Here is a 19,294-nt window from a genome sequence, read left to right as displayed (position 1 = left end):
GGCGCCCACCGGGCCCACCGGGTCGGCGGCGCGGGCCGCGGCCCAGGGGGCGGCCTCCGGGGCGGCCCCGGGTACGCCGGCGCGGGGCGAGACGGCTCCCGCCGACGGCCGTACGGGCCCCCGTGCGGACGCTGGTACCGACTCCCGTACGGACGGCCGCACCGCCGCCACGCACTGGAGCGCCGCCGCCCCACACGCAGCGCAGGCGCCGTCGCAGCACGGCTACCAGCACCAGACGCAGCAACTGCACCAGGCACACCAGCCGCAGCAGCAGTCGCAGCACCAGCAACACCGTCAGCCCCAGGCCCAGGCCCATCGCCAGCCGCAGCACTCCGAGCCCGCCGGCTACGGCTCCGACCACTCGACGACCGCGATCACGACCGTCACGCCGCTGCGTACGCCGGCCAAGCCGCGGCGCGGCCGGGCGACGCTGTGGGGCGCGATCGCGGTGGCCGTCGCCGCGGCCGTGGCCGGTGCCGTCGTCGTCTACCTGGTCGGGAACGACGACGGTGACGGCGGCCGGCCCGGCACCAGCCAGAGCGACGGGCCCGGCCCGATCAAGCCCACCAAGGGCGACCCGGGCAAGCAGACCCCGCGGGTCAAGCCGTCGCCGGTGCCGGACGGCTACCACCTGGTGCGCGAGGAGGAGTTGGGCGTCGCCTTCCCGGTGCCCGACGGCTGGACCCGTAAGGCGGGCACCGGCGTACAGGTCGACTACGTGGACCCGACCGGCAAGGTCGGCATCAAGATCAACGTGCTGGACTTCGCCGCCGACGACCACCTCAAGCACTTCGAGGAGGTCGAGTCGCAGTGGCAGGAGCGCGAGCCCTCGCTCAAGCGGCTGCGCATGCAGCGCACGACCTTCCGCGGCGCCGAGGCCGCCATCTGGGAGTTCTCCTTCGAGGGCGCGACCAGGACGTTCCGCGGCATCGACCTCGGCTTCGGCGAGGAGGGCAAGGAGGAGTACGCGATCTACGTCTCGGGGCCGAGCGACAACTGGTCGGAGTACCGGCCCATATTCGACGTGATCAAGGACAGCTTCCACACGGCGGACGACCTCAAGCGGACCGGGGGCGCCGGGGGCTAGCCCCGGACGGGCCCGGTCGTCGGACCGGCCGGCCGGCGCGTGGACCGTCGCGGCGGGCAGTTCACGGCGGTCAGGGGCACGCCGCCCGCGCCCCTGACCGGCCCCGAGACGGGCATCAGGGACAGCCCTGATGCCCGCGCCGGGCCCGGCATGTGACGATCAGGGGCATGACCGCCGCAGCGCCCACCGCCGAACCGCCCCTGCGCAAGCTCTACCGCAGCGCGGAAGGCCGGATGCTCGGCGGCGTCGCCCGGGGCCTCGCCGGCCACCTCGGGCTGCCGGTCTCCTGGGTGCGGATCGTCTTCGCGGCGATGCTGCTCGCGGAGGGCTTCGGCGTGCTGCTGTACGCCCTCTTCTGGTTCGTCGTACCGCTGGGCGTCGGTGGCGTCGAGGCCCCCAGGCCCGCCCCGGTCACCGGCCCCGACGGCAAGCGCAGGCTGCTGGCCAGGCGGCCCGAGAAGGGGCAGATCTTCGCCCTGATCACGGTGGTGGCCGGGATGGCCATCTTCGTCAGCAGCTTCGAACTCGGGCGGGCCAACGCGTACGTGTGGCCGCTGCTGTTGATCGGCGCGGGCGTCGCGCTGGTGTGGCGGCAGGCGGACAACGCGCGGCGGTCCCAGTGGGTGCAGCTCAGCCGCAGCAAGCGGGTGCTGCCGCTGGCCCGCGGTGCGGCCGGCGTCGTGCTGGTGTGTGCGGGGGCCACCGGCATCGCGGTGATGCAGGGCTCGGCCCGGCACCTGGGCGCCGTGCTCCAGGCGGCGCTCGCGGTGGTGGTCGGCATCGCGCTGCTGGCCGGCCCGTACCTGGTGCGGATGGCGCAGGACCTGTCCGAAGAGCGGCTGATGCGCATCCGCGCCCAGGAACGGGCCGAAGTCGCCGCCCACGTCCACGACTCGGTGCTGCACACGCTCACCCTGATCCAGCGCAACGCCGAGGACTCCCGCGAGGTCACCCGCCTCGCCCGGGCCCAGGAGCGCGAACTGCGCGCCTGGCTCAACCGGCCCGAGGGCCGCGGCAAGGACGAGGCCGACGAGCCGGCCACCCTCGCCGACGCGGTCAAGCGTGCGGCGGCCGAGGTGGAGGACTACCACGGGGTGCCGGTCGAGGTGGTCTGCGTCGGCGACTGCCCGCTGGACGAACGCCTGGTGGCGCAGATGCAGGCGGCACGCGAAGCGATGGTCAACGCGGCCAAGTACGGTGGCCAGGGCGGCGCCGTGCAGGTCTTCGCCGAGGTGGAGGGGCGTACGGTCTTCGTATCGGTACGGGACCGCGGACCCGGCTTCGACCTGGACGCGGTGCCCGACGACCGGATGGGCGTCCGCGAGTCGATCATCGGCAGGATGCAGCGCAACGGCGGCACGGCACGGCTGCGCTCCGCGCCGGACGGGGGCACCGAAGTGGAACTCGAAATGGAGAGGGTCGCGACATGACCGAAGGCGTGACGGGCACCGGCGGCAGTGGCGGCACCGGCGGCGCGAGCGAGGGGGAGCGGCACGTACGGGTCGTCCTCGTCGACGACCACCGGATGTTCCGCACCGGCGTGCAGGCCGAGATCGGGGCGACCGACCGCACCGGCGTGGAGGTGGTGGGCGAGGCCGCCGACGTGGACCAGGCCGTCTCGGTCATCGCGGCCACCCGCCCCGAGGTGGTGCTGCTGGACGTGCACCTGCCCGGCGGCGGTGGCGTGGAGGTGCTGCGCCGCAGCACCGCGCTGATGAGCGACGCGACGAACCCGGTGCGGTTCCTGGCGCTCTCGGTCTCCGACGCGGCCGAGGACGTCATCGGCGTCATCCGCGGCGGCGCCCGCGGCTACGTCACCAAGACCATCACCGGCACCGACCTGGTGGACGCGGTCTTCCGGGTACGGGACGGGGACGCGGTGTTCTCGCCCCGCCTCGCCGGCTTCGTGCTCGACGCCTTCGCCTCCACCGACGCGCCGCCCATCGACGAGGACCTGGACCGGCTGACCCAGCGCGAGCGCGAGGTGCTGCGACTGATCGCGCGCGGCTACGCGTACAAGGAGATCGCCAAGCAACTCTTCATCTCGGTGAAGACGGTCGAGTCCCACGTCTCGGCCGTCCTGCGCAAGCTCCAACTCTCCAACCGCCACGAATTGACGCGCTGGGCGACGGCCCGCCGGCTGGTCTGAGCGGCGGTTGGCCCGAGCGGCGGCTGGTCTGCGGGAGGGCGGGGTGGGGTGGCCGTCCGGTCGTCGGCCCCGGAGTTACCTCAAGACCAGCCCCGCGCGCGTACGCGTACGTGGCCCGGTGTTCCCGGCGCCCGGGTCAGGGCCGGTAGACCGTACCGGGCTCGGGCACGGCCGGCGCCATGAGCTGCGGCACCGTGACGAAGGTGAACCCGCGCTTGTGCAGTGCGTCGATGATGCCGGGGACGGCCGGGACGGTGCCGTCGTAGATGTCGTGCAGCAGGATGATGCCGTCCCGGTCGGACTGGTCGAGCACCCGCTTGGTGATCAGCTTCGAGTCGGTCGTCGAGTAGTCCTTGGCGGTGACGCTCCACAGGATCTGGGAGAGCCCGAGTTCCTTGCTGACCTTGGAGACGTCCTTGTTGGTCCGGCCCTGCGGCGGGCGCATCAGGGTCGGCTCGTGCCCGGTGATCTCCGCTATCGCGTCCTGGGTGAGCGACAGTTCCTTGCGCGCCTGCTCCGGCTTGAGGTCGGTCAACCGGGGGTGCGACCAGGTGTGGTTGGCCACCTCGTGGCCCTCCTGCGCGATCCGGCGCACCAGGTCGGGGTGCTTCTTCACGTGGTTCTTGCCGAGCAGGAAGAACGTCGCGGGGACCTTCTTCGCCTTCAGCGTGTCCAGCAGCTTCCCGGTGTCCTTGCCGGGGCCCGCGTCGAAGGTCAGCGCGATGCACTTGGCCTTCGCACAGTCCACCGAGCCCAGCTTGCCCTTGGCGTCGTCGCCGGCGCTCGACCGCGCGGACGCCGGCGAGGTCGCGTCGTCCTGCTCCGACGAACAGCCGCTCAGCGCCAGCGACAGGGCGAGCACCCCGGCCGCCGCCACCGCCGCACCGGACGCCCCGGGCCGCCGCCGGGAGCGCCGGCCGCCCGCGCCGCCGCGCGCGGGCCCAGTGGGCGCCGTGGCCGTGGTGGCGGTGGTGGCGGGAGCGGCCGGGGCGGGGTCCGCGGCAGCGGGCGTGCCGGATATGACAGGTTCAGAGAGCATGCGGAGAACTGTATAAGTCAGGTATACACAACGTTCATACCGCCCCCTCCTGCCGTTATCCGGCCGCGACCTGCGGCCCGCCGGAGCCGGGTGCCGGCTGCTGCTGCCGGGCCGGGAGCGGACGAGGGCTGCCGGGGGCGGGCCGCCGGGAGGCCGCCGGGCCGCGTGCGTACGGCCCGGGGCGTGCGGGTGTGGTGCGGGCGCCGTGGGGGTGCGGCGGGGGCGCGGGCCCGAAGCGTTGCGGGCCCGGATTGTCAGTGGCCTCGCTTAGCGTGCCGGCATGGACTCCCTGACCCGCGGCCGGTTGACCCACGACCGCTATTGCGAAGAGATCGTCGTCCAGACCGGCCTGTTGCGGGCCGCCATCGCCGAGGCCGACATGACGGCCCCGGTGCCGTCCTGCCCCGGCTGGAACGTGGGCCAACTGCTCCGGCACCTCGGCGGCGGCCAGCGCTGGGCGGAGCAACTGGTGCGCACCCGGGCCGCGCCGCCGCCCGACGACCACTTCCGCGACCTGACGCCGTACGCGGACGAGGACGCCGCCGAGCTCGACGGCTGGCTGGCCGAGTGCGCGGGCGGGCTCGCGGACGCGCTGCGCGAGACGGGCCCCGATGCCGCGGTGTGGACGCCGGTCCCGGGCCAGAGCGCGGCGTTCTTCGCCCGGCGGTTCGCGCACGAGACGGTGATCCACCGGGCCGACGCGGAGCTGGCCATCGGCTCCGCGTACGCGCTCGACCCGGAGGTCGGCCGGGACGCGCTGGAGGAGTGGCTTGAGCTCGGTTCGCTGCCGATGATGCTCGACGTCCACCCCGCCCAGCGCGAGTTGCTCGGTCCGGGCCGCACCCTGCGCCTGCACGCCACGGACCTGCCAGCTACGGGTCTGCCAGCTACGGATCTGCCAGCAACGGAGCCGCCGGTCACGGGCCGTTCGGCCACGGATCTGCCAGCCGCGGATCTCCCCGCCCCCGGCCAGCCGGCCGCTGCCGAGGCCGGCCGCGACTGGCTGGTGGACCTCACCGGCGGGGCGATCACCTGGCGCCGCTCGGCCGAACCTGCGGCGGTGACCCTGCACGCCCCGCTGACCGACCTGCTGTTGATCGTCTACCGCCGCCGCCCACCCACCCCGGGCCCCCAGGTCCGGATCACCGGCGACACCGCCCTGCTCGACTTCTGGCTGGACCGCGTCAGCTTCGGCTAGGGCGCCGGCGCGGGCACCGAGCGGGGGGAGGGGAGGACGGGATGCGTGGGACGGTCGCCATCGGGCACGCCGTGCGCCGTGCGTGCCGCGTGCTTCGCGTGTGCCCGGTACGTCACGTGTGGCGGGTGCTTCGCGTGTGCCCCGTACCTCACGTGTGGCACGTGCGCCCGGCGCCCCGCGCGCGAGGGCGGAGCCGGGAGCGAGGCCACCCGGGCCCGTGCCGTGGCTACGCCGGGTCCGCCACCCAGCTCCCGTGGAACCCCAGCGGCACCCGCACGGGGAGTTGGACGCGGGCCAGCGGCGCGGCGGTGAAGTCCTGGGCGGCCAGGATCACCAGGTCCGTCGCGCCCCGGTCGGGGTCGTGGACGTAAGCGAGCACGTAGCCGTCGTCCTCCCGCCGGCCGTGCCCAAGGCCGTGCCCGCGCCCGTGACCCGTCGCACCGGGCCGGGGCCCCGCGCCCGGGGCCGGTTCCCGGGGTACGAACACCGGCTCGCTGACCGCCGCGCCGCGCGGGAAGCGGTGCACCTCGCTGGTGCCGCGCAGCAGGTCCTGCTTGATCAGCGTGTTGGTGAAGGCGTGGTCGGGCGGGGTGTCGCCGAGCCCGCCGTAGGCCCGCCACATGTCAGCGGCGAAGGCCGTGTACGCGTACCGGTGGGGCCGCGTCACCAGGTCCTCGCGCAGCCGCGGGAACTCCTGCGGCCGGTCGTCCAACTGCCGCTCCACCGCCCGCCCCTGCCGCAGGTCGATCGTCCAGCGGTGCAGCGTCGGCGGCCCCGCGGCGGCCGGGCCACCACTGCCGCGCCCCGCGGCGTAGAACGGCGCGGGCATCGACGTGACGTCCACCACGATCCGGTCGCCGTCGTCGTACGCGTTGAGCGTGTGCGAGAAGTAGAACGGCTCCACCGGGAACCAGCGGACCTTGCCGCCCTCGCGCGGCAGCACCCCGATCCGGGTCGGATGCCGCCGGTTCCAGGTGTACGGCACCGACTCGCCGCGCGCCGCCGCCTCCGCGTCGAAGGTCACCGGCACGTCGAAGAGCACCACGTGCCGTTCGGTCAGCGCGAAGTCGTGCATCATCGGGCTGTCGGCCACCGGCACGTCCGTGGACCTGGCCACCCTGCCCTCCCGGTCCACCACCAGGTGCCGGACGAAACCCCAGGTCACGTCGTACGCCACGGCGTGCAGCTCATCGGCCCACGCGTCGTACTTGGTGTGCGCGGTGAAGGCGCCGCGCAGCGAGCCCCCGAAGTCGTACGGGCCGACCGTGCGCAACTCCTCGTCCAGTTCGTACGGCAGCGGGCCGCTCTCCTGGAGTGCGAGCACCTTGCCCTGGAAGCCGATGACGTGCGTGTTGGCCGCGAAGTCGGCGGCCGGCTCGGGCCACGGGTAGGGCTCGCCCAGCTTCTGCGCCACCGACCGGGCGCGCACCCACCGGTTGCGGTACCACTCGGCCCGCCCGCCCCGCAGCCGCACGCCGTGCACCATGCCCTCGCCCTGCATCCAGTGGTGCGCCAGCGGGTCTTCGAGCCCGAGCACGTTCGGCCCGTTGCGCAGGTAGCGGCCGTCCAACTCGCGCGGGATGCGCCCGACGACCGGCAGGTCGTAGGCGGTCACCTCCTCCGTCACCGGCGCGTACGCCCCTTCGAGGAAGGGCCGCCGCCCCCGCCCCGCGCTCCCCGCGGGCCGCACGCCCGTCCCCGCGCCCCGCCGGGCCCCGGGCGCGGCGCTGGCCGAGGCCGCCACCGCGCCCCCACCGACCACCAACGCACCGGCCGCAGCAGCCCCGTACAGCACCGTGCGCCGCGTGTGCTCACCCATCCCGCTCCCTGCCCCTCACTCGACTGACCCGCGCAGCCCGCCCGCCCCAACCGGCGCCCAGGGCTGCCCCGTTGCCCATGACTGTGCCGCGCCGCGCCGCCCGGGACAGTGGGGGCGGCTGGTGCGGTGGGGTGGTGCTAGGCGGCGTGTTGCGGGGTGGTGCTAGGGCCCGGGAGGGGCGCGGGTGGGGGCGGGGCGCCCCGACGCGGGCGTTTGGCCAGCGGATTAGCGATCGGACGGGTAGACGCGGAACCGGTCAGTGTCCACGGTCCAGCCACCGATGGTGACAGTGTCGCCGAAGACGTAGTCGCTGCGCGTGCGGTAGCGCGGGCCGTCGGGCCCCTGCCCGGGGTCGCTGAGCGCGGCCACAGTGCCCTTGCGGGGGTCGACGACGAGGTACAGCGGGATGCCCATGGCCGGGTACTCCGCCATCTTGTCGAGGTAGTCGTTGCTGTGGTTCGAGGGCGAGACGATCTCGGCGACGAGCGCGACGTCCCGCGGGTCGAACGGGCTCATGGTCTGCTCGGCGAAGACGTCGTACGGCACCACGATCACGTCGGGCCGGCGCAACCGACCGATCGAGGCGTCCTCCACCTCGCCTCCGGTGTGCGCGACCAGCCGAGGGGAGGTGCCGTGCAACTGCTCCGCCAACTGCTCGCGGATCAGCCAGGAGATGAGTTCGTGGGGCCGTCCCGGGGACATCATCATGACGATTTGATCGCCGGCGATCTCGTAGCCGACGAAGGGGTCGGGTGCGTGCCGTGCGAGCTCTTCGCCGATCTCCTGCATACGCGCGTAGTCCACGGTCGTACCGCCTCTTCACCTGGGCCTGAGCCGACTGGGCGTAACGACTCCAGCCTACGGTCGCGGCAGCGGGACCGTAGGCCCCCGGGCCCCTCTCCCGCCGCCGCTCCGTGCGGACTCAGCCAGGCGGCCCAGCCGCCGCGCGGCTACTCCTCACCGCGCCACAGGTCCGGGCCGAACACCTCGTAGTGGATGCGGTCCGCGGGCAGGCCCAGGGCGCTGAGTTGGGCGCGGGCGGCGCGGAGGAAGGGGAGGGGGCCGCAGAGGTAGGCGGTGGTGCGGGTCGGGTCGGGGAGCGGGACGGCCGTCAGGTCGATGCGGCCGGTGCGGTCGGCGGGCCAGGCGCCGGCCGGCTCCTCGTACCAGACGTGCGCGGTGGCGTCCGGCAGCTTCCGTACCAGGGCGTCGAGTTCCTGCCGGAAGGCGTGCGTGGCCTCGGTGCGGTCGCCGTGCACCGCGATCACCTGTCGCGGCGAGCCGGTCACCAGCAGGTGGTCGAGCATGCCGATCAGCGGCGTGCAGCCGATCCCGGCGGAGACCAGCAGCACCGGGCCGTCCTCGTCGGCGGCGAGCGAGACGTCGCCGAACGGCAGGCTGAGTCGGAGCGTGTCGCCCGCGCGCGCGTGCGCGTGCAGGTGCGTGGACACCTCGCCGTCGGGCGCCCCACCGTCGGCCGGGCACACCGCCCCGGCCCCGGCCGCAGCCGCCCCCGGGGCGCCGGCCGTATCCGCGGCACCGCCCGGGCTCGCGGCCCCCGCCGCGCCGCGCACCGCCTTGACCGTGATCCGCAGCCCCTCGGGGCGGGCCGCGCTGATGCTGTACTGGCGTATCTGGCGGGCCCCGTCGGCCAGTTCGACCTGCACCGACACGTACTGGCCCGGCCGGCAGGCCGGGGGCGCGGAGCCGTCGGCGGGACGTACCAGCAGGCTGATCACGCCGTCGGCCTCAGTGGTCCGTTCCACGATGCGGTAGTCGCGCCAGACGTCGCCCTCCGTGACGCCGGCCGCCGCGTACAGCTCGCCCTCGATGCCGATCAGCTCGTTCGCGAGCAGCCAGTACACCTCGTCCCAGGCCGCGGCGACCTCTTCGGTGACGGCCTCGCCCAGCACTTCGACGATGGCGGCGAACAGATGGGTGTGCACGATCTGGTACTGGTCGCGGGTGACGCCGAGCGAGGCGTGCTTGTGCGCGATCCGGTCCAGGAAGGCGCCGGGGGCCGGCGCCGCGTCCGGCGCCACCAGGAACTGCGCGTACGCGGCGATCGCACCGGCGAGCGCCTGCCGCTGGTCGCCGTTGGCCTGGTTGCCGCGGTTGAACAGGTCGCGCAGCAGCGCGGGGTGGGCGGCGAAGAGCCGGTCGTAGAACGACGCGGTGATCTCGCCGAGCGCACCGCCCACCGCGGGCAGCGTGGCACGGACCGTCTCGGCCGACTTCTCGGACAACATGGCGACTCCAAACTGGTATGTGAGATTCGTCTTTACGGGTAAGGGGAGGCGGGACGAGGAGGTGGGGCAGGGCGGGGCGCGCGGGGGCAGGCGACGGCGCTCGCGCCTGAGAGGTGAAGGTTGAAGGTGAAGGGAGGGGGCGGCTGCGTCAGGTGGGGCGCGGGGTCAGAGCGAGCAGGACGGGGCCGGTCGGTGGGGAGACCAGGTCATCGATGGTGAGCGGATCGAGCGTGGCGTAGAAGGACTCCTGAGCCCGGCGCAGCGCGCCCCGCAGCCGGCAGGCCGACCGCAGCGGGCAGGGCGGCTCGTCCTCGCAACCGACCACATCGCCCTCCCCTTCCAGCTCGCGCACCAGCCAGCCGATCGAGGCGGTGCGCCCGGCCCGGGTCAGCGCCAACCCGCCGCCCCGCCCCCGTCGGGCCTCGACCAGACCGAGGTGGCGCAGCCGGGTGACCACCTTGGCGGCGTGGCTGTACGGAACGGCGACGGCGTCGGCCACCTCCCGGGTGGTCGGCGCGTCGTCCGCGTCGAGCACCGCGAGCCGCATCGCGATGCGGAGGGCGAGATCGGTGGCCTTGGTCAGTCGCACACCAGAAGTCTAAGTAATGCGTATTTGGGATTCGTATTTGGGGTCCCCCGGTCCGGTCCTGACCGGCCCGACGTCGATGAGCTGGGCGGACGCAGCGGGGGCGGGGGCGGGGCAGCGGGAGCGCTGCGGGAGCCGTGGGGTGCCGGCGGGGACGGAGGTGACTGAGGGGGCTGAGGGGGCGCCGCGGGCGGCACCGGCGTTTCGCCCGTACCGGCGCTGCGGGCGGCTGCGACACCCCGCGTACCCGGGCCGCCGGCGGCCCCGGCGCCCGTACCTGCACGGCGGGTTCGGCCGCTGATCCCGTACGCGCGCCGCGGGCGGCTCCGGAGCCGCCGCCCCGCACCCCGCGCCGGGCAGGGCCAGCTCCCGCATCCCTACCCGGGCAGCGGGCCAGCTCCCGCACCCCTACCCGTGCAGCAGCCCAGCGCCAGCGCCATCCACGAGACGCCGTGTCGATTGTCAGTGGTGCCGCCTAGACTCGGTTCGCGATGAGCAGCCTCTTTGACGACAGCTTCCTGGCGGACCTCGCGAAGGCGGGCGGCGAGCCGCCGCCCGACGAGCACGAGATCCCCGAGGACGACCCGGACGGCCCCGACGCGCCCGCCGGCCCGCCGACCGAGCAGGTCCCGCCCGACCTGTTCGCCGGCTGGGACCTGGCGGCCGGTGCGGCCCCCGGGCCGTCCGGCGCGGGCTTCGGCGAGCACGCGGGCCCCGCGCACCCGGGCGGGTACGCGGCGGACCCGGGCCCGTACGACGACGAGCGCGACGCGTACTACCGCAACGGCGCGCCGCGCCCGGCGGTGGACCCGGCCGCGCTGCTCAAGGGGCTGAACGAGCAGCAGGGCGCGGCCGTGGCGCACGCCGGCTCGCCGCTGCTCATCGTCGCCGGCGCGGGCTCGGGCAAGACCCGGGTGCTCACCCACCGCATCGCGCACCTGCTGGCCACCCGCCGCGCGCACCCCGGCGAGATCCTGGCGATCACCTTCACCAACAAGGCCGCCGGCGAGATGAAGGAGCGGGTGACCGACCTGGTCGGCCCGCGGGCCAACGCCATGTGGGTCTCCACCTTCCACAGCGCGTGCGTGCGCATCCTGCGCCGCGAGTCCAAGAAGCTCGGCTTCACGTCCTCGTTCTCGATCTACGACGCGGCCGACTCCAAGCGGCTGATGGCCCTGGTCTGCCGCGACCTGGACCTGGACCCCAAGCGCTTCCCGCCCAAGTCCTTCAGCGCCAAGATCTCCAACCTGAAGAACGAACTCGTGGACGAGGAGGCGTACGCGGCGGAGGTCGGCGGCGACGGCTCCGCGGCCGGCGGCTTCGAGAAGACCCTCGCCGAGGCGTACACGATGTACCAGGCGCGGCTGCGCGAGGCCAACGCGCTGGACTTTGACGACATCATCATGACCACGGTGCACCTGCTCCAGGCGTTCCCGGACGTCGCCGAGCACTACCGGCGCCGCTTCCGGCACGTCCTGGTCGACGAGTACCAGGACACCAACCACGCGCAGTACACGCTGGTGCGCGAGCTGGTCGGGCCGGCCGAGTCGGCGGCCGAGCTGTGCGTGGTGGGCGACGCGGACCAGTCGATCTACGCCTTCCGGGGCGCGACCATCCGCAACATCCTCCAGTTCGAGGAGGACTACCCCAACGCGACGACCATCCTCCTTGAGCAGAACTACCGCTCGACGCAGACCATCCTGAACGCCGCCAACGCGGTCATCGAGCGGAACGAGAACCGCCGCCCGAAGAACCTGTGGACCGAGGCCGGCGCCGGCGCCACCATCACCGGGTACGTGGCCGACACCGAGCACGACGAGGCGCAGTACGTCGCGGACGAGATCGACCGGCTGACCGACGCGGGCGACGCGCGCGCGGGAGACGTGGCCGTCTTCTACCGCACCAACGCCCAGTCCCGCGTCTTCGAAGAGGTCTTCATCCGCGTCGGCCTGCCGTACAAGGTCGTCGGCGGCGTCAGGTTCTACGAGCGCAAGGAGGTCCGCGACATCCTCGCGTACCTGCGGGTGCTCGCCAACCCCGAGGACACCGTGCCGCTGCGGCGCATCCTCAACGTCCCCAAGCGCGGCATCGGCGAGCGCGCCGAGGCGATGATCGACGCCCTCGCCCAGCGCGAGCGGATCTCCTTCGCACAGGCGCTGCGCCGCGTCGACGAGGCGTACGGGATGGCGGCGCGCTCGGTGAACGCGGTCAAGCGGTTCAACGTGCTGCTCGAAGACCTGCGCACGATCGTCGAGTCGGGCGCGGGCCCGGCCACGGTCCTCGAAGCGGTCCTGGAGCGCACCGGCTACCTGGCCGAGCTCCAGGCGTCGACCGACCCGCAGGACGAGACCCGGGTGGAGAACCTCCAGGAACTCGCGGCGGTGGCGCTGGAGTTCGAGCAGGAACGCGGCGTCGCGCCGACGGATGAGGCGCCGACGGAGGGCGCGCCGGCGGATGGCACGGCGCCGCAGGGCGCGGCTCCGGGCGACGGCTCGGCCGAGCCGGCGTCGGTCGATGCGAGCGCCGCCGCGGTGGACGCGGCGGCAGCGGCGGCGGCCGGGGCGCAGTCGCCCGCGGCCGAACCCGCTGGCACCTCGGCCGGCGCGGGCGCCGACGGCCCGCAGGGCGCCGCGGACCAGGGCGGTCTCGCGGCGGCTGACGGCGCCGCGGCGGCCGATGCCGAGGCGAGCGGCGGCACGCTGGCGGACTTCCTGGAGAAGGTGGCGCTGGTCGCCGACTCCGACCAGATCCCGGACGAGGACGCGGACGGCTCCGGCGTCATCACGCTGATGACCCTGCACACCGCCAAGGGCCTGGAGTTCCCGGTGGTCTTCCTGACCGGTCTGGAAGACGGCGTCTTCCCGCACATGCGCGCGCTCGGCCAGACCAAGGAGCTGGAGGAGGAGCGCCGGTTGGCGTACGTGGGCATCACCCGCGCCCGCGAGCGGCTCTACCTCACCCGCTCCACCATGCGCAGCGCCTGGGGCCAGCCCGCGTACAACCCGCCCTCCCGCTTCCTCGACGAGATCCCCGACCAGTACCTGAAGTGGAAGCGCACCGGTGCCGCGACCCCGTCCGCCTCGATGAGCTCGGTGGCCTCCTCGCTGTCCTCCTCGCGGTCGGCGGCCACCCGCCCCGGCGGCCGGGGCACCAGCAACGCCTTCGCCACCCGCCGGGTCAAGGACCGCCCGGTGGTCTCGCTCGCGGTGGGCGACCGGGTCACGCACGACTCGTTCGGCCTGGGCACCGTGGTCGGCATCAAGGGCAGCGGCGACGCCGCGGAAGCGACGATCGACTTCGGCCAGGAGAAGCCCAAGCGCCTGCTGCTGCGGTACGCGCCGGTGGAGAAGCTCTAGCCGGGGGCGCCGCTTCGCCGCGGACCGCGGGCGCGCGTGTGGTGAGCGGGGCAGGGAGCCCGCTCACCACGCCCGTACGGGCCGCCGCTGGCCGCGGCCCCACGGAAGGCACCTGCACCCGGGCCCGCGGAACGCCCCCCACAACGGCGCGATCCGCAGCCGGGCGCGGTGCCACGGCTGCGGATCGGGTGTCGAACGGGGCCCGGCCGCACGCGGCGCGCGTGCTCAGCCGGGGCCTGGCCTCACGTCGGGTCGAGCCCGTGCCCGCGCAGCCAGGTCAGCGGGTCGACGGCCGACCCGCCACCGGGCCGCACCTCGAAGTGCAGGTGCGGGCCGGTCGAGTTGCCGGAGTCGCCCGAGTAGGCGATGGTGTCGCCGGCCTGCACCGTCCCGGAACGAAGCTTCGTGCTGCTCAGATGGCAGTACCAGGTCTCAGTGCCGTCCGGCGAGGTGACTATCGCCATGTTCCCGTACGCCGTGTTGAACTGCGTACGGACCGTCCCGTCGGTGGCGGCCATCACGGGCGTGCCCCCGTCGACGGGGAAGTCGATGCCGGTGTGCAGCGACATCCAGTTGAGACCGGCCTGCCCGTACATCGCGCTCAGTCCGTGCTGCTGCACCGGGAGCGAGAACTTCGGGCGCATCGCCTCCTTGCGCGCCGCCTCCGCGATCTTGCGCTTGCGCTCGGCGGCCTGGCGCTCCTTGAGGTCGATGCGCTCCTGGGTGCGGCTGGCGCGGTTGGCGAAGTTGTCGGCCTTCTCGGTGAGCCCGGCGAGCTGCGTGTCCAACTTGCTGTTGGCGGCCGTCGGCTGGACCTGCGGCCGGTCGGGCACGGCCTGGGCGGCCTTGTCGGTCTTCTTGTCGTCGCCGTCGCCGCCCACCCCGCTGACGGAAGCGGCGGCCACGGCCGCGACCCCCATCACGGCGACGGACGGAACGGCCACGGTGAGCAGCGCGGACCGCCGGGACCTGGCGCTCGGCCGACGCCGGCCGCGGTTGCCGTCGCGCCGGGCGGGCGGCGCGGTGCCGGCGACCGCATCGGCCTGCTGCCGGCGGCGCCCGACCCGGGTGCCGGATTCGGCGGGGGAGCCGGCCGAAGGGCCGGCGGAGTGGGTCGAGTCGGCGTCGTACGCGCCGTCGTCGGCCGGGTCGTCGAGATCGCTCTCGGACAGGACCGGCATGCTGGCCGTGCGTTCAGGTTCCGCCTCGGGCGCCGCGTCGTACGCCTGCTCGTGCCGGCCGTGCGCCTCGCCGGGCTGCGCCTGCGGGAACGGCGATCCGTACGGGTCGGAGTCCGCACCGTACGGGTCCGGGTCGCCGGCGGCGGTCGTCGCGAAGGCGCCGGTGTCCCAGCCGGTGGGGTCCTCGTACGGGTCCAGAGCATCGGCCGCCTGCTCGCCCGGGTGTTCCGCGGCGGCGCCGAGCGGGGCCTCGCCCGCGGCGTCCCCGATCTGGAAGGAGCCGGTGTCCCACTGGACGGTGCCGTACTGGCCGGTGTCGAACTGTCCGCCCTCGTGCCGCCCGTCGTCGAAGGCGGCGGTGTTCCACTGCCCGGTGTCGAACTGGCCGGTGGCGTCGAACCGCCCGGTGCCGAACTGCCCGGCGTCGAACTGCCCCGTGTCGTACGACGGGTCCGCGAACGGTGCGCGGTCGAAGGCGCCGGTGTCGAACTGCCCGCCGTCCGCCTGCGCCGTGTCGAACTGTCCCGCCGCGAACTGCCCGGTCCCGTACGAGCCGGTGGCGAACTGGCCGGTGTCGGTCTGGGCCGCGCTCTCCCAGGCGCCGGTGTCCCACTGACCGGAGGCGTCGGCGGAACCGGAGGCCACCTGTGCGAAGGAGTCATCCGACTGCTGCGGATAACCAGTTGCCCCGTCCCAGCCGCCGGTGGTGTCGTAGCTACCGGTGTCGTAACCGGCGGACTGACCGTCGTACGCGACGCCCGTGAAGTCCCACTGTCCGGAGTCGTACGAACCCGATGACGGCGCGGGTGATGACGGTGCGTCGTAGGAGCCGTCATAACCGGTGACGGCACCGTTGTCAGAGAGCGGCGAGGCGTGTGGGGTCACGCCGTCATAGCCGCCGTGCGTTCCGTACGAGGGGTCGCCGATCGCGTCGGCCTGACCGTAACCGGAACCGAGCTGGTCGAAGGTACCGGTGGCAAAACCGTCGTACCCGGAGTGTCCGTGCTGTGCGCCCTGCTGGTCATACGACCCGTAATGCGCTGATGAGGCATCGGGAGTGGGGGCCGCCGGGTCTGGGCTACCTGACGGGTGACGGTTGTTCACCACCAACTTCTCTTTCGCCTCGACAGCAGGAGAATTAGCGGCGACTGTACCCGGCGGTATGCGACGCCGACAATCTTCCACAGGTTTCCGCCCGGCAGAGAACGGGCATTTGGTCGTCTTTCGGCGCTTCGATCGGCATTACTTGGCCGTGAGTTCGATTTCCGTTCGATAAAAATCGCCAAGATCGCGCAACCGGAACCGGATCTGGAGCGTCTACGGCCCTCATTCCGGCCCCGTCCGTAGGGCCCGCAGGCCCTTCCCCGCCACTCCTCGCCAGCGGCATCGGCCCACTATCCGTCTCCGCTTATCCGTCTCCGCTTGGGGGTTGATGGGGGATGGCTGGAGGGTTGCCGGGGTGGGGTGCGGGGGTGGCCGAGTGGGGTGGGGCGGTGCTCGGCGTGGGGTGGGGCGGCGGCTGGCGTGCGGCGGGTTCCTCCCCGGCCGAGACCGGAGAGGAAGAGGGGGGAAGGGGGAGCGAGGGGGGAGGAAGGGGAGGGGGAGAGATAGAGGAGGGGAAGGGGAGAGGGAGGGGAGGGACCGCAGGGGGCGGGGCGGTGGGGGTGGCGCGGCGGGCGTGCCGGTCCGGTTCTTCGGACCTGCGGAAGGCCCCGGACATGGCCGTACCCTGCGCCGGGCGGCTGACGGCACAGGGTACGGCGACTTCGCGATGGCTTCGTGGGGTGGCGGCTGCGCACCCGATCGGCGGGGTAGCGGCGGGCGTCCGGGTGCCCCTGTGTGATTTCCCCCTCGCTCTGCACGCGGAAACGGCCGCGTACGGGATGCTGGCGATAACGTTCGTTCACACCTAAGGCCCGTGACGGCAGCCGTGCGCGGCAGGTGCCGGTCGACTGCGACAGCAGGCGGTCAGGAATCCATAAAGGCATGGAGGCAGTGATGGGAGTGACCGGTCCGATCCGCGTGGTGGTGGCCAAGCCGGGGCTTGACGGCCACGACCGCGGGGCGAAGGTCATTGCGCGTGCCCTGCGGGACGCCGGCATGGAGGTCATCTACACCGGGCTGCACCAGACTCCGGAGCAGGTCGTCGACACCGCGATCCAGGAGGACGCCGACGCGATCGGCCTGTCGATCCTCTCCGGTGCGCACATGACGCTCTTCGCCAAGGTCCTGGAACTGCTGCGGGAGCGCGAGGCCGAGGACATCAAGGTGTTCGGCGGCGGCATCATCCCCGAGGACGACATCGCCCCCCTCAAGGAACAGGGCGTGGCCGCGATCTTCACCCCGGGTGCCCCGATCTCCGAGGTCGTGGCCTGGGTACGGGCCAACATCCGGCACCCCGCCGAGGCGTGACCCACCCGCTGTCAGCACCCGGGGGACAGCACCCCGTCAAGAGCCCGCCAGGGCGCGGCCCCCGCCGCGCCCGGCGGGCTCTGGTGTTGGGTGTGGTCGTGGGTGGGCGGACCTTGCGGGTGGGCGGAACTCGTAGGTGGGTGTGTTCTGCCGGTGGGTGTGTGCTGTGGGTGGGTGGACCCGCTGGCAGGGGACACGGTGGCTGGATGTGTCCTGCCGTGGGGTGGGCCCGGCGGCTCAGTGGGTGGGTGTGGCCGGCGGCTAGGCGGGCTCGGCGGGGTGGGCCAGGTCGTCGGGTGCGCCCTGTGGTGGGGCGGGGGCCAGCTCCGCCTGCATGGTGGCGCGCAGGCGCAGCGTGCCGACCAGCCGTTGGAACGCCTCCGACCAGTAGCCGCTCGCCCCGGGGGCGCTGTCGCGCGGCTCCTCGGCCAGGGCGGTCAGCACTTCGAGGCGGTCGGCGAGCGCGGGGTCAAGGCAGCGCTCGGCGAGGCCCATGACGCCGCTGAAGCTCCACGGATAGCTGCCGGCGTCGCGCGCGATGTCGAGCGCGTCGACCACCGCACGTCCCAGCGGCTCCGCCCACGGCACCGCGCATACCCCCAACAGCCGGAACGCGTCGGACAGTCCGTGGGCCGCGATGAACGCCGCCACCCACTCGGCCCGCTCGGCGGCCGGCAACACCGTGAGCAGCTTGGCCGGGTCCCGCCAGGACGGGCCGCTGGACGATGCGGGCGGCGGCCCGCCGAGCGCCGCCCGCGCGGTGGGCACGTTGGGTGTGGTGGGTGTGGTGGGTGTGGCCGCGGCCGGCGACTGCCCGGCGCCGGAGCCCTGGCCCGGCACAGGGCCCTGGCCTGCGGATCCTTGCCCTGCGGCCCCCTGGCCGGCGGCGGCCTGCGCGGTCGCGTCGGTGGCGGGCGCGGCGTCGTCGCCCGGGGTGCGGAGCAGGGCCCGGGCCCAGTCGGCGTTCCGCTGGCGGACGGCGGCCCGCCCCCAGGCGGCGTGCAACTCCGCCTGCCAGTCGTCGGCGACCGGCAGCGCCAGGACGTCCGCCGGCGTGCGCCCGGCGAACTGTCGCAGCCAGGCGTCGAGCGGTGTGGCCTCCACCAACTGCCCCAGCCACCAGGACCGCTCGCCCCGGCCTGACGGCGGCTTGGCCACCACGCCGTCGCGCTGCATTTCGCTGTCGCACTCGCCCGGTGGCTCCACGACCACCTCGACCCGGCCCCCGTCGGCCGACTCCCGCAGCGTGACGCAGGCCAGGGAACGTACGGCCATCCGGGCGGCCAGCGCGGAGTCCGGCAGCGCGGACAGGAGTTCGGCCGCGGTGGAGCGCACGTTGCGGCTGCGGTCCGACAGGGCCTGCTCGATGAACGGCTCGTCGTCCGCGGCGAGCCCCTCGCGCAGCGAGTCCAGGAACATCAGCCGGTCCTCGGCCCGCTCCGCCGCCCAGGTCCCGGCGATCAACTCGCGCGCCGCCGCCGGGTCCTGCCGCCGCAGCGCCGCGAGCAGCGCGACGCGCTCCGCGAACAGCCCCTCCTCCCAGATCCGGCGCGTCGCTGCGGCGTCGAGCGCGGCGTCCGAAGCGGCGGCGTCGGACGTGCCGCCCGTCGGCCCGCCGCGCAGGGCGAACTTCCAGTCCGGGTTGAGCCGCGCCAGCCACAGGGCCCGCGGTCCGGCGAGGGCGAGCGCGGCCGGGCGCAGGTCGGTCCGGGCGCGCGCCGCGTCGAGCAGCGCCGGCAGCAGCTCCGCCGGCGCGCGGTAGCCGTACCCGCCCGCGGCCGAGAGCCACTGCGGCAGCAACTCGGCGAGGTCCGGCGCCGTACGGGAACCGCCGCCCCCGGTGCCGGCCCGCTCGGTCAGCAACATGGCGAGCCGGACCCGGGCCGCGGCCGGCAGGCCGGGCCGCGGGTCGGCCGGTGCCGGCGCCGGGCGGGGCCGGGCGGCGGCAGGTCGCAGCCCTGCCCGGTGCTGCACGGTGTGCAGTGCAGCCGCCTCCAGCAGCGCCGTCGCCGCCTCCTGTCCGGGTCGCGGTGCCACCGGCGGGGTGCGCCGGTCGGTGCCGAGCAGCGCGGCGGCCACCAACGCGTCCCAGTCGGCCGCGGGCTGCCCCGGGGCGTCCTGCGCGGTGGCGTTCGGGGTGTCGGTCAACGTCACGGAGTGCCTCCAGGGACGGTACGGGGCCGGCGGCGTGCGGTGCGGCCGGTCCGGGCCTTGCGTG

General features: G+C 74.1%; 12 protein-coding genes and 1 pseudogene. 6 read left to right on the top strand and 7 right to left on the bottom strand.

Annotation, left to right across the window (positions count from 1 at the left end):
* From ACMA1D_RS28760 to ACMA1D_RS28750, 3 genes and pseudogenes are all read left to right on the top strand, one after another.
* Positions 1 to 1,087 (top strand): annotated as a pseudogene (locus ACMA1D_RS28760) (hypothetical protein); the annotation flags it as partial.
* Between the two features lie 167 nt (positions 1,088 to 1,254).
* Positions 1,255 to 2,517 carry a PspC domain-containing protein gene (locus ACMA1D_RS28755; RefSeq protein ID WP_414726911.1) on the top strand — a complete coding sequence of 421 codons (1,263 nt, stop codon included), beginning with the start codon at positions 1,255 to 1,257 and terminating at the stop codon, positions 2,515 to 2,517.
* Positions 2,514 to 3,236, top strand: a complete 723-nt coding sequence (locus ACMA1D_RS28750; protein ID WP_414726910.1) for a LuxR C-terminal-related transcriptional regulator — start codon at positions 2,514 to 2,516, stop codon at positions 3,234 to 3,236. The genes ACMA1D_RS28755 and ACMA1D_RS28750 overlap by 4 nt, the downstream gene beginning before the upstream one ends.
* Before the next feature lie 136 nt (positions 3,237 to 3,372).
* On the opposite strand, the gene ACMA1D_RS28745 is transcribed toward ACMA1D_RS28750, so the two are convergent.
* On the bottom strand, positions 3,373 to 4,275 hold the full coding sequence (locus tag ACMA1D_RS28745; RefSeq protein ID WP_414726909.1) for a polysaccharide deacetylase family protein: 903 nt from the start codon (positions 4,273 to 4,275) through the stop codon (positions 3,373 to 3,375).
* A 280-nt stretch (positions 4,276 to 4,555) separates the two neighbouring features.
* Between ACMA1D_RS28745 and ACMA1D_RS28740 the strand changes: the two genes are divergently transcribed.
* Positions 4,556 to 5,473 carry a maleylpyruvate isomerase N-terminal domain-containing protein gene (locus tag ACMA1D_RS28740; protein ID WP_414726908.1) on the top strand — a complete coding sequence of 306 codons (918 nt, stop codon included), beginning with the start codon at positions 4,556 to 4,558 and terminating at the stop codon, positions 5,471 to 5,473.
* Positions 5,474 to 5,699: 226 nt separating this feature from the next.
* Here the strand turns inward: ACMA1D_RS28740 and ACMA1D_RS28735 are convergent, their stop codons facing one another.
* The 4 genes from ACMA1D_RS28735 to ACMA1D_RS28720 all read right to left on the bottom strand — a co-directional run bounded on the left by ACMA1D_RS28735 (position 5,700) and on the right by ACMA1D_RS28720 (position 10,130).
* On the bottom strand, positions 5,700 to 7,292 hold the full coding sequence (locus ACMA1D_RS28735) for a carotenoid oxygenase family protein (RefSeq protein ID WP_414726907.1): 1,593 nt from the start codon (positions 7,290 to 7,292) through the stop codon (positions 5,700 to 5,702).
* Between the two features lie 225 nt (positions 7,293 to 7,517).
* The gene (locus ACMA1D_RS28730) at positions 7,518 to 8,096 is read right to left on the bottom strand and encodes a Uma2 family endonuclease (protein WP_414726906.1); all 579 of its coding nucleotides are present in this window, start codon (positions 8,094 to 8,096) and stop codon (positions 7,518 to 7,520) included.
* Positions 8,097 to 8,242: 146 nt separating this feature from the next.
* Positions 8,243 to 9,541, bottom strand: coding sequence for a globin domain-containing protein (locus ACMA1D_RS28725; protein WP_414726905.1), 1,299 nt, complete (start codon positions 9,539 to 9,541; stop codon positions 8,243 to 8,245).
* A 148-nt stretch (positions 9,542 to 9,689) separates the two neighbouring features.
* Positions 9,690 to 10,130: an RrF2 family transcriptional regulator gene (locus ACMA1D_RS28720; RefSeq protein ID WP_414726904.1), complete on the bottom strand. Its 441-nt coding sequence runs from the start codon at positions 10,128 to 10,130 to the stop codon at positions 9,690 to 9,692.
* A 488-nt stretch (positions 10,131 to 10,618) separates the two neighbouring features.
* Between ACMA1D_RS28720 and ACMA1D_RS28715 the strand changes: the two genes are divergently transcribed.
* Positions 10,619 to 13,483 carry a UvrD-helicase domain-containing protein gene (locus ACMA1D_RS28715; protein ID WP_414726903.1) on the top strand — a complete coding sequence of 955 codons (2,865 nt, stop codon included), beginning with the start codon at positions 10,619 to 10,621 and terminating at the stop codon, positions 13,481 to 13,483.
* A gap of 242 nt (positions 13,484 to 13,725) precedes the next feature.
* On the opposite strand, the gene ACMA1D_RS28710 is transcribed toward ACMA1D_RS28715, so the two are convergent.
* Positions 13,726 to 15,768, bottom strand: coding sequence for a peptidoglycan DD-metalloendopeptidase family protein (locus ACMA1D_RS28710; RefSeq protein ID WP_414726926.1), 2,043 nt, complete (start codon positions 15,766 to 15,768; stop codon positions 13,726 to 13,728).
* Positions 15,769 to 16,662: 894 nt separating this feature from the next.
* On the opposite strand from ACMA1D_RS28710, the gene ACMA1D_RS28705 reads away from it, so the two are divergent.
* A complete protein-coding gene (locus ACMA1D_RS28705) occupies positions 16,663 to 17,076 on the top strand; it encodes a cobalamin B12-binding domain-containing protein (RefSeq protein ID WP_349997762.1) in 414 nt (137 codons plus the stop codon).
* A 261-nt stretch (positions 17,077 to 17,337) separates the two neighbouring features.
* Here ACMA1D_RS28705 and ACMA1D_RS28700 read toward each other — a convergent pair whose 3' ends face one another.
* Positions 17,338 to 19,230, bottom strand: a complete 1,893-nt coding sequence (locus tag ACMA1D_RS28700) for a DUF5691 domain-containing protein (RefSeq protein WP_414726902.1) — start codon at positions 19,228 to 19,230, stop codon at positions 17,338 to 17,340.
* Positions 19,231 to 19,294: the final 64 nt, after the last annotated feature.

Origin of the sequence: Streptomyces sp. 796.1 (assembly GCF_047525675.1) — a bacterium.
Lineage (GTDB): Bacteria > Actinomycetota > Actinomycetes > Streptomycetales > Streptomycetaceae > Streptomyces.
The sequence above is the reverse complement of the archived record's forward strand: the minus strand, read 5'-3'. Positions and strand labels throughout refer to the sequence as shown.